The 13727-nt window shown below is 72.2% G+C and carries 10 protein-coding genes; 4 read left to right on the top strand and 6 right to left on the bottom strand.

Going from position 1 to position 13727, the window contains the following annotated elements:
- The first annotated feature begins 158 nt into the window (after positions 1-158).
- Together ACFYQA_RS38165 and ACFYQA_RS38160 are read left to right on the top strand one after the other, a co-directional pair.
- Complete coding sequence (locus ACFYQA_RS38165) at positions 159-1502, top strand: cytochrome P450 (RefSeq protein ID WP_388928205.1); 1344 nt, start codon at positions 159-161, stop codon at positions 1500-1502.
- 204 nt (positions 1503-1706) lie between these two features.
- On the top strand, positions 1707-2549 hold the full coding sequence (locus ACFYQA_RS38160) for an alpha/beta fold hydrolase (RefSeq protein ID WP_388928202.1): 843 nt from the start codon (positions 1707-1709) through the stop codon (positions 2547-2549).
- A gap of 175 nt (positions 2550-2724) precedes the next feature.
- Here the strand turns inward: ACFYQA_RS38160 and ACFYQA_RS38155 are convergent, their stop codons facing one another.
- Positions 2725-3606: a YegS/Rv2252/BmrU family lipid kinase gene (locus ACFYQA_RS38155; RefSeq protein WP_388928199.1), complete on the bottom strand. Its 882-nt coding sequence runs from the start codon at positions 3604-3606 to the stop codon at positions 2725-2727.
- A gap of 113 nt (positions 3607-3719) precedes the next feature.
- Positions 3720-5351 carry an FAD-binding oxidoreductase gene (locus ACFYQA_RS38150; RefSeq protein WP_388928213.1) on the bottom strand — a complete coding sequence of 544 codons (1632 nt, stop codon included), beginning with the start codon at positions 5349-5351 and terminating at the stop codon, positions 3720-3722.
- Positions 5352-5423: 72 nt separating this feature from the next.
- Between ACFYQA_RS38150 and ACFYQA_RS38145 the strand changes: the two genes are divergently transcribed.
- Both ACFYQA_RS38145 and ACFYQA_RS38140 read left to right on the top strand, forming a co-directional pair.
- Positions 5424-6023 carry a TetR/AcrR family transcriptional regulator gene (locus tag ACFYQA_RS38145; RefSeq protein WP_386401153.1) on the top strand — a complete coding sequence of 200 codons (600 nt, stop codon included), beginning with the start codon at positions 5424-5426 and terminating at the stop codon, positions 6021-6023.
- Positions 6020-7603, top strand: coding sequence for a glycerol-3-phosphate dehydrogenase/oxidase (locus ACFYQA_RS38140; protein WP_388928197.1), 1584 nt, complete (start codon positions 6020-6022; stop codon positions 7601-7603). The genes ACFYQA_RS38145 and ACFYQA_RS38140 overlap by 4 nt, the downstream gene beginning before the upstream one ends.
- A gap of 84 nt (positions 7604-7687) precedes the next feature.
- Here the strand turns inward: ACFYQA_RS38140 and ACFYQA_RS38135 are convergent, their stop codons facing one another.
- The 4 genes from ACFYQA_RS38135 to ACFYQA_RS38120 form a co-directional block, all read right to left on the bottom strand.
- Positions 7688-9676 carry a discoidin domain-containing protein gene (locus ACFYQA_RS38135; RefSeq protein ID WP_388928210.1) on the bottom strand — a complete coding sequence of 663 codons (1989 nt, stop codon included), beginning with the start codon at positions 9674-9676 and terminating at the stop codon, positions 7688-7690.
- Positions 9677-10108: 432 nt separating this feature from the next.
- A complete protein-coding gene (locus ACFYQA_RS38130) occupies positions 10109-12913 on the bottom strand; it encodes a glycoside hydrolase family 97 catalytic domain-containing protein (RefSeq protein WP_388928194.1) in 2805 nt (934 codons plus the stop codon).
- A gap of 69 nt (positions 12914-12982) precedes the next feature.
- Complete coding sequence (locus tag ACFYQA_RS38125) at positions 12983-13333, bottom strand: hypothetical protein (protein ID WP_055592751.1); 351 nt, start codon at positions 13331-13333, stop codon at positions 12983-12985.
- Positions 13334-13620: 287 nt separating this feature from the next.
- The coding region (locus tag ACFYQA_RS38120; RefSeq protein ID WP_388928208.1) for a zinc ribbon domain-containing protein at positions 13621-13727 on the bottom strand (107 nt) is incomplete at its 5' end.

Genomic DNA, 13727 nt, shown 5'->3' with positions numbered 1-13727 from the left:
AGCCATGATCTCCTCCATCTGCCGCAGCGGACTCCTCTCCCCATCACACTGCGGCAAGCGCCTGATCACAACGGACTACCGTTAGCCGCCCCTCGTAGGAGGGAAGTGATCAACGCGCCGGACACCACCGGACACCACTGTGAAGGGAGCACCCCCACGTGACGCTCTCCGCCCCTCCTCCCCCCATACCCAGGGCCTCAGGATCGCTTCCGGTCCTCGGCCACGCGGTCCACCTCATGCGGGACAACCTGGGATTCATCGCCTCGCTCCGCGCCGCCTACGGACCACTCGTCGAGATCACCCTGCAGCCCGGGACACGGACGGTCGTCGTCCAGGACCCGGCCCTGATCCGCACCATGCTCATCGAACTCGGCCCGAGCCTCGACAAGGGCAGATTCTTCGAAAAAATGGGCCAGTTGCTGGGTGACTCCGTGGTCACCGCCGCGGGGCAGACCCATGTCCGCAAACGGCGCCAGCTGCAACCGGCGTTCACCCACAACGAGATCGCCGGGTACGTCGACATCATGCGCGAGGAGGCGTCCGGCGCCGCCGACGGCTGGCGCCCCGGCCAAGCCCTCGACGTCCGCGAGGCAATGGTCAAACTGTCTCTGGACATGCTGGCCAAGACTGTCTTCTCCGGCAGCCTGGACGAACGAACCTTCCGCCGGCTCCGCCGTGATCTGTCGGTCGTGATGAACGGGGTCGGGTCCCGCGTCATGCTGCCCGACTGGGCCGAGCGTCTGCCGCTGCCCGTCAACCGTCGCTTCGACCGGGCGCGCGACGCCGTGCGCGCCACCATCGACACGGCGGTCGGTGAACTGCAGGCCTCAGGACGCGACACCGGGGACATGCTGTCCCTGCTGCTGCGAGCCAGGGACGAGGAGACCGGACAGCCGTTGACCAGCCATCAGATCTCTTCCGAGATACTGACGTTGGCCGTGGCCGGTACGGAGACGACGGCATCGGTGCTTTCCTGGGCGCTGTACGAAATCGCCCGCCATCCCGATGTCGAGGACCGGGTGCTGGGCGAACTCGACGAGGTTCTCGGTGGGAAAGCGGTGACCTTCGAGGATCTGCCCCGGCTGCCCTTCCTCAACCGCGTCATCACCGAGACGCTGCGGCTGCACCACACCGGCTGGCTCGTCACCCGGCGTACGGTCACCGAGACCCGCCTCGGCCGGTGGACCCTGCCTCCGGGCACCGAACTCGCCTACTGCCAGCATGCCCTCCACCGTGATCCCGAGCTGTTTCCCGATCCGTCGGCCTTCGTCCCGGACCGGTGGCTGGACCGCGGTCCGCCGCCGGGCTTCCTCCCGTTCGGCGCGGGCAAGCACAAGTGCATCGGCGACCGTTTCGCCCTCACCGAGCTGGTCACCGCCCTCGCGACGATCCTGCGCAGGGTCCGGCCGGTCCTGTCCCCCGGTCAGGTCGTCGAACCGGTGGCCCGTGCCACCGTCCGCCCTCGCAGGCTGGTCATGACCGTGCAGCCCCGCAACGGCTGACCTCGTGGGGCGCCACCGGGCCGGCAGACCGGCGCAGGACTCGTCCAGGGGGCGTGGCCCGGCAGCCACGCCCCCTCATCGGCACGTGACCGGATGCGGGCTCGCGCAGGTCGCGCGAACCTGGAGGGGTCGCCCGGTTGCGCTGCCCCGGCGGGGCCGCGGGGCCGGGTCGTCCGACACCGAGCCGAGGAGAGACGAAAGCCCATGCCTCACATCACCGTGGGACGCGAGAACTCCACCGACATCGAGCTCTACTACGAGGACCACGGGTCCGGACAGCCCGTGGTCCTCATCCACGGGTTCCCGCTCGACGGCGACTCCTGGGAGAAGCAGTCCGCCGCGCTGCTCGACGCCGGGTACCGCGTGATCACCTACGACCGACGCGGGTTCGGACGGTCGGGCCGGCCGACGACGGGCTACGACTACGACACCTTCGCCGCCGATCTGAACACGGTCCTGGAGACCCTCGACCTCTCGGACGCCGTACTCGTCGGGTTCTCCATGGGCACCGGTGAAGTCGCCCGCTACGTCAGCCGGTTCGGCTCGGGCCGGATCGCCAAGGTGGCCTTCCTGGCCTCGCTGGAGCCCTGTCTGCTGAAGACCGACGACAACCCGACCGGTGCGGCCCCCCGCGAGTTCTTCGAGGGCCTCTCATCGGCGGTGAAGGCGGACCGGTACGCGTACTACACGTCGTTCTTCAAGGACTTCTACAACCTCGACGAGAACCTCGGCAGCCGGATCAGCCCGGAAGCCGTTCGCAACAGCTGGTGCACGGCTTCCTCGGGCGGGTTCTTCGCCGCGGCGGCCGCGCCGATGACGTGGTTCACCGACTTCCGGGGTGACATCCCCGCCATCGACGTACCCGCCCTGATCCTGCACGGCACGGCGGACAACATCCTGCCGATCGAATCGACCGGGCGCCCGTTCCACCAGGCACTGCCGAGCGCCGAGTACGTGGAGATCGAGGGCGCCCCGCACGGCCTGCTGTGGACGCATGCCGAGGAGGTCAACCAGGCCCTGCTGTCCTTCCTCGGCAAGTCGGCCTGACGGCCCGACCGCCCGGCCGCCTCGCCGCCTCGCCGCCTGACGCAAGGTGCCGCTGCGGGGCCGGCGGCCCACGTCGCCGAACCCGTCGCGCCGGACGCGCCCGATGAGTCGGGTACGTCCGGCGCGTGGGACGGATCGCATGTTCCCGGGTCGACGCGGAGGCCGCCGGGGCCGGTCAGCGGAGCACTCGGAGCGCTCCGGGGAGGACTCTGAGCGTCACCGGGAGAACCGCCTCGACCTCGCCGTCCGCCCCGTAGGGGACGTCCCGGTCGGCGAGGATGCGGATCTCCTTGCCCCGCAGGCTCCGTACCTGGGGCCGGTGGACGTGGGCACCGGTCCTGAGGTCGTTCATCAGGCTGAAGAACAGCCGCCGTGGGGCGTCCGCGATCATCACGATCTCCAGGACTCCGTCGTCGACGCGGGCGTCGGGGGCGATGACGCGGCCCGATCCGTAGTAGCCGGAGTTGGCGGCGACCACGGTGTATCCGGTGTGGGTGTGTTCCTCGCCGTCCACCGTGACCCGGTAGCGCGCCGCCCGCCAGCCGGTGACCGCGCGCAGGCCGCCGGCGTAGTAGGAGGCGGAGCCGCGCAGCAGCCGGGACCGGTTGGCGTGACGGTTGGCGAGCGCGTCCACACCGGCGTAGACGCTGCCGAGGACGACGGCGCGGTCGTGGACGGCGGACTCGACCTCGATGGTGTCGACCGGCCGCGGTTCGTTGTGCAGCAGTATCCGGGCCAGGGCCGCGGGATCGGCGGGCAGGCCCAGGGCACGGGCGAAGTCGTTGCCGCGGCCCGCCGGTACGAGACCGAGGGTCGCGCCGGTTCCGCTGAGCGCGCCGCCGACGCCCCCGGCGATGCCGTCTCCGCCGACCGCCAGCACCACCCGGCCCCGTCGGCCCGCCTCACGGGCCAGTTCCCGCGCGTGGGCCAGGCTGCGGCTGTACTCCGTGTGCAGTTCGGCGCCGGCCTCCCGGAGCAGGCGCGCGAGGGCGAGCAGCGCGGCCGCTCCGGTGGATCCGCCCGCGGTGGGATTGACGACGGCGGTGAACTGTCGCATCGGGTGCCTCCGGGCGGGCCGACGGGATGGGGAGGGGACGTGGTCTGACAGGGCGGTCGGGCGGCTGGAGGCCGGGCGGTCGCCCGGTGGGACAGCCGCCGGTGGGCCGTGTGTCAGTCCATGGGCAGGAGGACGCCGGGGCTGAGGATTCCGGCCGGGTCCAGGCGCTGCTTCACGGCGCGCAGGGCGTCGGTGCCCAGCGGGCCGATCTCGCGGACGTACCAGTTCCGGTGGTCGGTGCCGACGGCGTGGTGGTGGGTGATCGTGCCGCCGGCGGCGAGGATCGCCTCGTTGGCTGCGTGCTTGGCGCGCGTCCAGTGCGCCACGGGGTCGCCGTCGCCCTGGGCCGAGACCACGGTGAAGTACAGCGAGGCGCCGTTCTCGTAGATGTGGGAGATGTGGCACATCACCAGGGGCGGGGTGCCGGCCTGGGTGAGTGTGCCGGTGAGGGCGTCGCGGACGGCGGTGTACAGCTCGGGCACGCGGGACCAGAACGTCGCGGTCTCCAGCGTCTCGGCCAGCGCCCCGGCGTCGAGGAGGGAGTCGCGCAGGTACGGGGCCGAGAAGCGGCCGTGCGCCCAGTTCCGGCCGGCCTCCTCGCCCAGCGGGGTCCCGCCGCACGCGCGCAGGACGGCCGCGGCGCCCTGCCTGCGGTACGCGGTGTCCTCCTCCGTTCCCTCGTAGCCGGCGACGGCCGTGCATCCGGCGGGCTGCGCGGTGCCGGAGCCGATCGCCTCGGGCTGGGCGAGGCCGATCAGCGTCTCGGTCTCGTCGGACAGCCGCAGCACGGTGGGGCGCGGCCCGTCCTGGGCGAGGCGGCGCAGCGCGGCGGCCCCCTGCTCGAAGGAGTCGAAGCGCCAGCCCTCGTGGATACGGGTCCGGGGGACGGGCCGGATCCGTACGGTCACCGACGTGATGACACCGAAGGCACCCTCGGACCCCAGGACGAGCTGGCGCAGGTCGGGTCCGGCCGCCGAGCGCGGGGCTCGGCCGGTGTCGAGGGTGCCTTCGGGGGTGGCGAGGGTGAGGGCGAGCACCATCTCGTCGAAGCGGCCGTAGCCGGCGGACGCCTGGCCGCTGGAGCGGGTGGCGGCGAAGCCGCCGATGGTGGCCCACTCGTAGGACTGGGGGAAGTGTCCGAGGGTGAAGCCGTGTTCGGCGAGCAGCGCCTCGGCCTGCGGGGCGCGCAGGCCGGGTTGCAGGGTGGCGGTGCGGGAGACCGGGTCCAGGGCGAGCAGGCGGTCCATGCGTCGCAGGTCCAGGGCGACGAAGGGGCGCGGCCGGCCGGGGGTGAGTCCGCCGACGACGGAGGTGCCACCGCCGAACGGCACCACGGCCAGGCCGTGTTCGGCGCAGGCGCGCAGGACGGCGAGCACCTGGTCGTGGCCCGCGGGGTACAGGACGGCCTCGGGGAGGTCGGTGACGTCGCCGTCCCGGATACGCAGCAGGTCGGGGGTGGACTTGCCGCGGGTGTGCCGGATCCGGGTCTCCGGGTCGGTGCGTACGTGCTCCTCGCCGCCGTTCGCACCACCGCCCGCGCCCTCGTCCGAACCTCCCAGGGCGGCGGCCAGCGCACGGCGCGCCGAAGGCTCCAACCGGGTTTCGGGGACGGTCACTTCGCCGAGGGCGACCGGTGCGTTCGGGCGCGGCTTGACGCCGAGCATGTCGCGCAGGAGTCCGATCACGGTGTCGGGCAGCGGCTTGGCCCTGGCCGGGTCGCCCCAGCCGCTCCACAGCATGTCCATGACTGTCGTCCTCACCGGTCGATGGGAGCGATGCCGTCGCCGACGGCCTCACGTGGCGTTACACTGTGACACATGACGCCTATTCGTCACAACCAAGCGGACAACGACGCCGTGCTCGACGCGGTGCGCGACTGTGTCCTGGCTGTCGGGGTCCGCCGCACCACACTCACCGACGTGGCCCGCCGCGCCGGGGTCTCCCGCATGACGCTGTACCGGCGGTGGCCCGATGTGCGCACGCTGGTCGGCGACCTCATGACGCGGGAGTGGATCGGCGTGGCCACGGGGGCCGTCCCAAAGTCCCGGCCGGGGCTGGCCACTCGGGCGAGGATGGTCGACGGGCTCGTGGCGGGGGTGCGGGCGTTCGGTGGGCATCCGCTCTTCCAGAAGATCGTCGGCGTGGATCCCGAACTGCTGCTGCCCTACGTGCTGGACCGGCGCGGGGCGAGCCAGGAAGCCATGCTGGAACTGCTGGCCGACGCCCTGCGCGAGGGGCACGCCGACGGCTCGGTGCGCGCCGGGCACCCCGAACGGCAGGCACGGGCCGTCCTGCTGGTCGTCCAGTCCTTCACCCTGTCCCTGCGGACCATGACCGACGAGGACGATCCGGACCTCACCCACGAGGCCCTCCTCGCGGAACTGCGCGACATCCTGGAGAGGACCCTCGCCCCATGACCTCCCGCACCGGACCGACCCCCTCCGCGTCGTCCCTGTCCGCCGGCCGCCGCACCCGCGACCTGAGCGCGGCGGTGGGCGGCGCCGTCGTCGACGTCCTCGTCGTCGGGCTCGGTGCCACCGGCGCCGGGGCCGCCCTGGACGCGGCGTCCCGCGGGCTGAGCGTGGTCGCCGTCGACGCCCACGACCTGGCCTTCGGCACCTCCCGTTTCAGCAGCAAGCTGGTCCACGGCGGGCTGCGCTATCTCGCCTCCGGACAGCTCGACGTCGCCCACGAGAGCGCGGTCGAGCGCGGGGTACTGATGGAGCGCACCGCCCCCCATCTGGTGCGCGCGCAGCCGTTCGTACTGCCCCTCACCTCCCTGGTCTCCCCCGGTCGGGCCGCCCTGGCGCGGGCCGGTTTCCGGGCCGGTGACGCCCTGCGGCTGGCGGCCCGTACCGCGCGTGCGACCCTGCCCGCGCCGCGTCGGATCTCGGCGACGGAGACCCGCCATCTGGCTCCCGCCGTACGGGCCGACGGGCTGCGCGGCGGCCTGCTGTCCTGGGACGGCCGGCTCACCGACGACGCCCGGCTGGTGACCGCCCTCGCCCGCACCGCCGCCGCGCACGGGGCGCGGATCCTCACCCGGGTCCGGGCCCTGGACCTGACCGCCTCCGGTGCCCGGGTCCGCGACGAACTCACCGGTGAGGAGGGCGGGATACGCGCCCGCGCGGTGATCAACGCATCCGGCGTCTGGGCGGGGGGCCTCGTCGACGGCATCCGGATCCGCCCCTCGCGCGGAACGCACCTCGTGCTGCGCCCGGACAGCCTCGGCCCGCTTCCGGCCGGTCTGCACATCCCGGTCCCCGGAGAGACCAACCGCTTCGTCCTCGTCCTGCCCCAGGACGACGGCCGGGTCTACGTCGGGCTCACCGACGAACCCGTGGACGGCCCCGTCCCCGATGTCGCCGAGGCACCCGAGACGGACATCGGCTTCCTCCTGGACGTCCTGTGCTCGGTCCTGGACGTCCCGCTGCACCGCGCCGACGTCGTGGGGGCCTTCGCGGGCCTGCGCCCTCTGCTGGACACCTCGGCGGAGGGGTCCGGTACGGCGCCGAGGACCGCCGACGTCTCGAGGCGGCACGCGGTGCTGACCTCGTCCGAAGGCGTCGTCACCGTGGTCGGCGGCAAGCTCACCACATACCGGCGGATGGCCGAGGACGCCGTCGACACCGCCGTGCGCGTCCGCCGGCTGCCGGCCGGCCCGTCGCGCACCGCGTCCCTGCCCCTGGTGGGCGCCGCGTCGCCGCAGGTCCTCGCCGCCCTGCCCACACCCCGCCGCCTCGTGCGGCACTACGGGACGGAAGCACCCGCCGTGCACGCCCTCGGCGTGCGCGACGCCCGGCTGGGCGGTCCCGTCCTGCCCGGCCATCCGGTGACCGGGGCCGAACTGCTGTGGGCGGTGCGCCACGAGGGAGCGCTCGACGAGAGCGACCTGCTCGACCGCCGCACCCGGATCGGCCTCGTCCCCGCGGACCGCGCCGCCGCCCTGGACGCGGTCCGGGCCCTGCTGGACGACGCCTTGCCCCGGCACAGCTGACCCTGCCCGGCCGAAACGGTCCGGTTGCAACAACTCGGTCGCAACGAATCGGTCGGACCGGCGCGGTCGGCCCGCGCCGGTCCGTCACCTGCCGTGCACACCGACCTCGTACAGGGAATAGCCCCACTCCGTCCCCCGGTCCAGGAACACGACGCGGACGTGGCGGGCCTGCCGCGGGGTGAAGCGGACCGTGTCGAGGCCCCCGTCGCCGGCCGTGACGGACCCGACGGCCCGCCAGACGGTGCCGTCGGCGGACAGTTCGACACGGTACGACGTCCCGTACGCGCGCTCCCAGTCGAGGGTGACGCGCCCGACCTCGCGCATGGCGCCGAGGTCGATGCGCAGCCACTGGTCGTCGCTCCAGTCGCTGGCCCAGCGGGTGCCCCGGTCGCCGTCCACCGCACGGCCGGGCGCGTAGCTCGTGAACGGGTTCCACTCGGCCGAACTCGCCGTCGCCGAAGCGCCCTTGGCGAGGTTGTCCGCGGGCCGGTGCCGCTCGGAGGCGCCCCAGGTGCCGAGGTAGGTCTCGGCACCCCGGAAGAGGTCGTCCACCACGTCCTGGCCGCCGACGCGCCGGATGTCCTCGATCCAGTCGGGGACCAGGCCGTGGTGCGCGGCTCCGTCGGTGTTCAGGTCCCAGGTGCGCTCGCCGGTGGTCTGCCGGTCGATGACGGACCCGCCGTCCGCGCTGCGGAAGGGATACGTGACGGGGTCGGGCGCGTCCGCGCCGCGCGGGGCGGGCCAGCCGCCGACGCCGTTCATGTCGGTGCCGTAGCCGTAGCCCGCGCCGTACTCGTCCCGCACCGCCTCGGTGCGCCTCGCCTCCTCGACGAAGTGTTCCGAGCCGTGCATGTACTGGGCGACGAAGCCGCCGAGACCGTAGACCCGCTCGGTCCAGTCGATGTCCATCCAGCTGTGCGAGGAGATGACGCCGGGGTAGGACTCGGCCTCGAGGATGTCGAGCGCCCTGCCCGTGGCCTTGACGCTCATGTGGTCGATCTCGAGCATCATGTTGCGCTTCATCATGCCGCGCACCGCGTACTCACCGAGGTCGGTGAGCCCCCGCACATTGCACTGGGCGTCCTCGTCGTAGGCGGGGACGTCGACGTCCCCGGGCAGTTCCGCCTCGGCACCGGGCGCGGCGGCCAGTCCGATGGGGTTGTCGTGCTGGGGGCCGGTGCACCGTTCCGTCCGCCAGAAGGTGCCGGTCGACAGGAACTGGCCGACGTTGATGGCGGTGCCGAGCGCTCCCTCGTCGAAGCGGACTCCGCACAGCGCGTTGTCGAACTTGTGGCACAGGAACATGCTGCGTACGCCGAGGTCGTACAGTTCGTCCAGCCCGGCGTCGATGTCGGCCCTGTCGCACTGGGCGACGTCCAGGACCTGCTTGCAGCCGAAGGGTTCGGAGGTCTCGACGCCCAGGACGACCGCCAGCTTGCCCTGTTCGACGACCCGCCGGGCCTGGGCGCTGTCGGTGACGATGCGGAACCAGCCCTTGCCCGTGCCGCCGTACATCCGGTCGATGTAGGCCTGCATGTCGTACGTCAGCTTCGCCTGCAGCCGGATCGACGTCATCTCGTCGCAGCCGCGGTCCTTGAAGAAGTACACGGAGCAGATCACACCGTTGGTCACGAGGTCGTTCACCAGGACCCGCTGCCCGCCGCGCCAGGCCCGTTCGACCCAGGCGTAGTAGTTCTGCTGGTGGGTCAGGGAGTCGTGGGCGGGCCAGTCCACGAAGGTGGGCCAGCCGTCCGGATCGTGCCTGCCGTCACCGCCGTTGGTGATGAAGTCGAAGATCGCGAGTGAGCCGTCGGGGTAATGCTCGGGGCAGTCCTTGAGCGCGTCGGCGATCCCCTTCTCGGAGAAGGGCCTGCCACAGATGAGCCGGCCGCCGAAGGCCTCGTTGGACATGAGGTGGTTGTGCGCGTCGACGAATCCGCGGACCTCGCCGCGCACGTCGGTACCCGTGAAGGGTTCGCCGGTGACGCCGATGCCGGAGTCCGGAGCCGGCCGTGCGGTCGGCTCCCACCAGTTGCCGTCGGCCGCCGAACTGGGCGTCGGGCCGAGGGACATGGCGAGCACGAACAGGAGCAGGGAGACGAGGGCGACATGACGGCGTCCGCCGTACCTGCGTCGAGCGATGGTCACGGCCCACGTCCCTCCGTCGACGGAACAGCACGGTCGGCTCTTCGGGCGGTCGGGGCCGGTGTCCGGCCCCGACCGCTCGATTGTCATGACCTGAGCAACCTATGGGCCGAGGATGACTACTGGCGCGTAAGGAGTCAAGAGTCCGGAACGACCTGCCGCGCGGCGCCCAGGAGGGCCCCGGGTCCCACGGGCTGCCGGTCCCCCTCGGGCCGCAAGGCCGTGCACCGCCAGGCCGTGCACCGCGGTCCCGGCGGGAACGGGACCGGCTTCGGCGGCACCCCGGTCCGAGCGCGCCGTGCCCGTCACCGAGGCGACGGGCACGGCGCGTACCGTCGGTCGCAGACGTGCGGCGAACGCCTACATCAGCAGCCGGGCGCCGGCCCAGTCGGCGTGGTCGGAGTCGAGGCCGTCACCTCCGTCGGTGACACGCAGGGTCAGCCGCTCCACTCCGGTGACGTCGACGTCGATCCGCCGGGCCGGGCCGGCGCCGGTGAGCACCCCGGTGGTGGCCAGGGCCCTGCCGTCCGCGAGCACTTCGAAGGCGACGCTCCCCTTGCCGCCGACCTCGTCGTCGACCCCCACCTCTGCGATGAACCGCCGGTAGGCGCTGTCGAGTTCGACGACGACCTCGCTCGCGGCATGAACGCCGAGCCCCTTGTCGTACGCGGTGCCCCGGATGCTCAGGGTGCCGCCGTCGGCCGCGTCGCGCTCGCCGTTGGACCGGTCCCGCTCCACCGGCCCCCAGCCGTTGCTCTCGGCGGCGAACGGCAGGTCACTCACATGGTCGACGCCGGGTGGTGAGACGAACACCCGGACGGTGCGCTCGACTTGGAGGCTGCGGTCACTCCGCCCGTGCGGGGAACGGTACTTCGCGGTCACCACCAGGTCCCGGCCGCCGTACTCCGTGCCCTGCGGCACACTCACGGTCCAGTCGCCCCTCAGGTCACGCCCGGCGGGCAGCCGCCCGGCGTGCGGATCGTCGCCCTTCACCGTCCAGCCCTCGGGGGCCCGCACGGTCAGCGAGACATCCTCGGCCGGGCCGAACTCCTCCACCGCGAACCGGCCGACGACGTCGACCGACGCGCCCGCCTCCACATCGGTCCTGGCCGGCTCCACGGCCAGCGCGGTCAGCGGCAGCCGCGACACCGGCCGGTCGCAGCTGTCGCGGCCGGGCACCGCACGGCAGACGATCCCGGCGAAACCGCCGTGCTCGGCCGTCGGCACGCTCAGGGTGTCGCGGGCGGTGACGGTCCGCCGTTCCCCGACCAGGCCGTCGTCACCGTCCCGGACGACCTCCACCAGCCAGCGCCCGCCGCCGAGGAAGTCCAGCGGAACGCCCTGGGTGCCGGCCGCGCCGGAACTCACGCTGCCGAGGAACCACCGGTCCCCCTGCCGCCGGGCGAACGCCGCCCCTTGACCCGGCTGTCCGGACAGCAGCCGGGTCTCGTCCCACACGGTGGGCACCTGCTCCAGGAACCGCTCGAGTTCGGGTCGGTCCCGGTAGGCCCGGACCGACCCGGCGTAGTTCTGGAAGCCGGACTCGTAGACCACGGACAGGGCGAGTTCGGCGGCATCGGAGACGGTACGGGTACCGAACTGGAAGGCCATCGGGGTGTAGTCCATGGACCCGACGACATTGCGGGTGAACGGCAGGGTGGCGATTCCGGCGGCGGGGACATTGCCCTGTTCGGCGCCGTAGACCGCCTCCAGCGTCATCACATGGGGCCAGGTCCGCTGGATCCCCTTGGGCAGGGTCGCGCCGTGGAAGTTGACGAGCAGTTCGTGCCGGGCGGTGTCCCGCAGGACGTCGTCGTACCAGCGGAAGCGCTCCTGGGAGTCGGAGTCCATGAAGTCGATCTTCAGTCCGGCCGCACCCCATTCCTTCACCCGGGGCAGGAACTCGGCGCGTTCCGCGGCCGTGTCCAGGTCGGTGTAATGCGCCCACAGCAGGACCCGTACGCCCCGCTTCCGGGCGTAGTCGATCAGCTCGGGCATCCAGTCGGTGGTCTTCCAGCCGTCGTCCACCAGGATGTACGGCCAGCCGTGCGCCGCGCTGTAGTCGACGTAGTGCTGCTGGGTGGCGAGGCTGCGCTGCGCCGCGGCGAATCCGTCCAGCCACGACCACGCGACCGGGCCGGGCCTGATCCACGAGGTGTCGGCGATGCGGGAGGCCGGTGCGAGATCGTCGACCAGGGTGGATTCGGTGACGCCGGCCAGGCTGCCGATGACGGCCGTGCGCCAGGGCGTGGCGAGCGGGCCGGCGGAGGTGACGGTGTCGTCGGCCAGTTCCACCGTGTACCGTCCGCTGCCCTGTTCGTGGACCAGGCGGCCGGCCGCGTAGCGTCCGTCGACGTCGGCCTCGGTCAGCAGGGCGTAGGTGTCGCCCACTTGGAAGAGGGACGGGTAACCGTACGTGCCGTCGGCGGCGCCTGCCGCGGTGTCCGGGACGTACAGGCGCTCGTAGTTGGGGGTGTAGGGAGCGAGCCAGGCGCGTGCGGAGGCGGGGAGCTGGAAGGTGGAGGCCTCGCGCTCGACGGTGACGTCGCCGCTTTTGCCGCCGTCGCCATCGCCGTCGCCGTCGCCGTCGCCGTCGCCCGGCAGGATGTAGCGGTACGCGACCCCGTCGTCCGCGGCCCGGACCAGTAGGTCGAGTCGGGCGTCGTCGGTACCGGTGAAGGAGAACCGGGTCTCGGTCATCCGGACGGTGCGGCGCAGTTGCTTGCCGGTGGTCATCGTGTACCGCTCGGCCACCTCGCGTGAAGTGCGGGATTCCAGCCGCAGGTTCGAGGTGAGGTCGGCGGTGTCGGTGACGATGCCGACGGGCGCGGGTTCGAGCACGGTGACGCCGCCCCTGCGGGCGGCCAGGGTCACCGTGCCCTCCACGGCGTCGACGCGCACCTCGGCACTCACGCCGTCACGCGCCGCGCCGGGCTGCCGCACGGTCCAGCTTCCCCCCTCCGGTTCCACGGCACGGGCAGGCGCGGCGAGGACACCGAGGGCCAGGAGGGCGGCGAGCAGGAGGGTGAGGAAGGTGCGGGGGGTGCGGGGGGTGAGAAAGGTGCGGGGGGTGCGGGGGGTGAGGAAGGTGCGGGGGGTGCGGGGGACGGACTGACGCGGTCTGAGCGGGGATCCGAACACCAAAACCTCCGAGAGGTCTGACATCGTTGTCAACCATGGCTCCGTGGGATCCCTTCCCCTCCGGGGGTCGTTCAACCGTCGGGCGGGCGCCGCCTACCGCTCCGGCCGGGGCTCGTAACGCAGCGAGATGGAGCGCAGGACGTCCGCGGAGGACACGTCGGTGCGGCCGGCGTCATGCACTTCGGCGAGCTGCACGAACGCGAAGGTGAGGGCGGAGGTGATGTGCACGATGGCGGGTCCCAGCTTCTCGGTGACGATCTCCGCCACCTCGCGGGGACTCGCGTCGGCCGGCAACTGGATGTGCGGCAGCATCTCTTCGAGAAGGGCGGAGACCGCTCCGCTTCTGGTCACCTCGGCGTCCGGGTTCTCCCGGAGTTGCCGCCGCATCTCGAGAGCCTCGGTGAGGATGCCGACGCCCCGCTGCATGATCTCGCGCTGCTCCATGGGCACAGCCTAGACGGGTTCGACGGTGGCCGAGATGACTCGCGGGCATGCCATGAATTGGCCGGCAAACGGCAGTAGAACCTGCTTCCTCCACTCCATGCCGAGGACCACCACAGGGGCGCCAACACACACAACGGGCAGAGCTCCAACGATATTTCGCACCACCGTCTCATTGCCGGAGCAGGTTTCATTGCGGGTGCTGCAGTGCTGCCGTCGCACAGCACCTCCGTGCGGGCCGTACCGCCTGCCTTGTGACTCCTCCCCCTCGTAAACGAGGGGGCTTCTCGCTATGCCGGGTCGGCGTCGCGACGGACCAGCCCGGCCCGTAGAACGTTGACAGCTCCGACTGTGTCGGCGTGCGCGGTGTGGCCGCAGGCGGCGCAGTGGAACTTGT

The sequence above is a fragment of the Streptomyces sp. NPDC005774 genome (assembly GCF_042871645.1).
GTDB classification, from domain to species: Bacteria; Actinomycetota; Actinomycetes; order Streptomycetales; family Streptomycetaceae; genus Streptomyces; species Streptomyces pratens.
Note: the sequence above shows the minus strand (reverse complement) of the source record. Positions and strands in the feature narration are given on the sequence as shown.

Coding starts and splice junctions, on each gene's coding strand:
- ACFYQA_RS38150 (WP_388928213.1), bottom strand. CDS start 5,351: ATGGACATGCTGTGGAGCGGCTGGGGCGACCCGGCCAGGGCCAAGCCG.
- ACFYQA_RS38160 (WP_388928202.1), top strand. CDS start 1,707: ATGCCTCACATCACCGTGGGACGCGAGAACTCCACCGACATCGAGCTC.
- ACFYQA_RS38145 (WP_386401153.1), top strand. CDS start 5,424: ATGACGCCTATTCGTCACAACCAAGCGGACAACGACGCCGTGCTCGAC.
- ACFYQA_RS38155 (WP_388928199.1), bottom strand. CDS start 3,606: ATGCGACAGTTCACCGCCGTCGTCAATCCCACCGCGGGCGGATCCACC.
- ACFYQA_RS38140 (WP_388928197.1), top strand. CDS start 6,020: ATGACCTCCCGCACCGGACCGACCCCCTCCGCGTCGTCCCTGTCCGCC.
- ACFYQA_RS38125 (WP_055592751.1), bottom strand. CDS start 13,333: ATGGAGCAGCGCGAGATCATGCAGCGGGGCGTCGGCATCCTCACCGAG.
- ACFYQA_RS38130 (WP_388928194.1), bottom strand. CDS start 12,913: ATGTCAGACCTCTCGGAGGTTTTGGTGTTCGGATCCCCGCTCAGACCG.
- ACFYQA_RS38135 (WP_388928210.1), bottom strand. CDS start 9,676: ATGTCCCTCGGCCCGACGCCCAGTTCGGCGGCCGACGGCAACTGGTGG.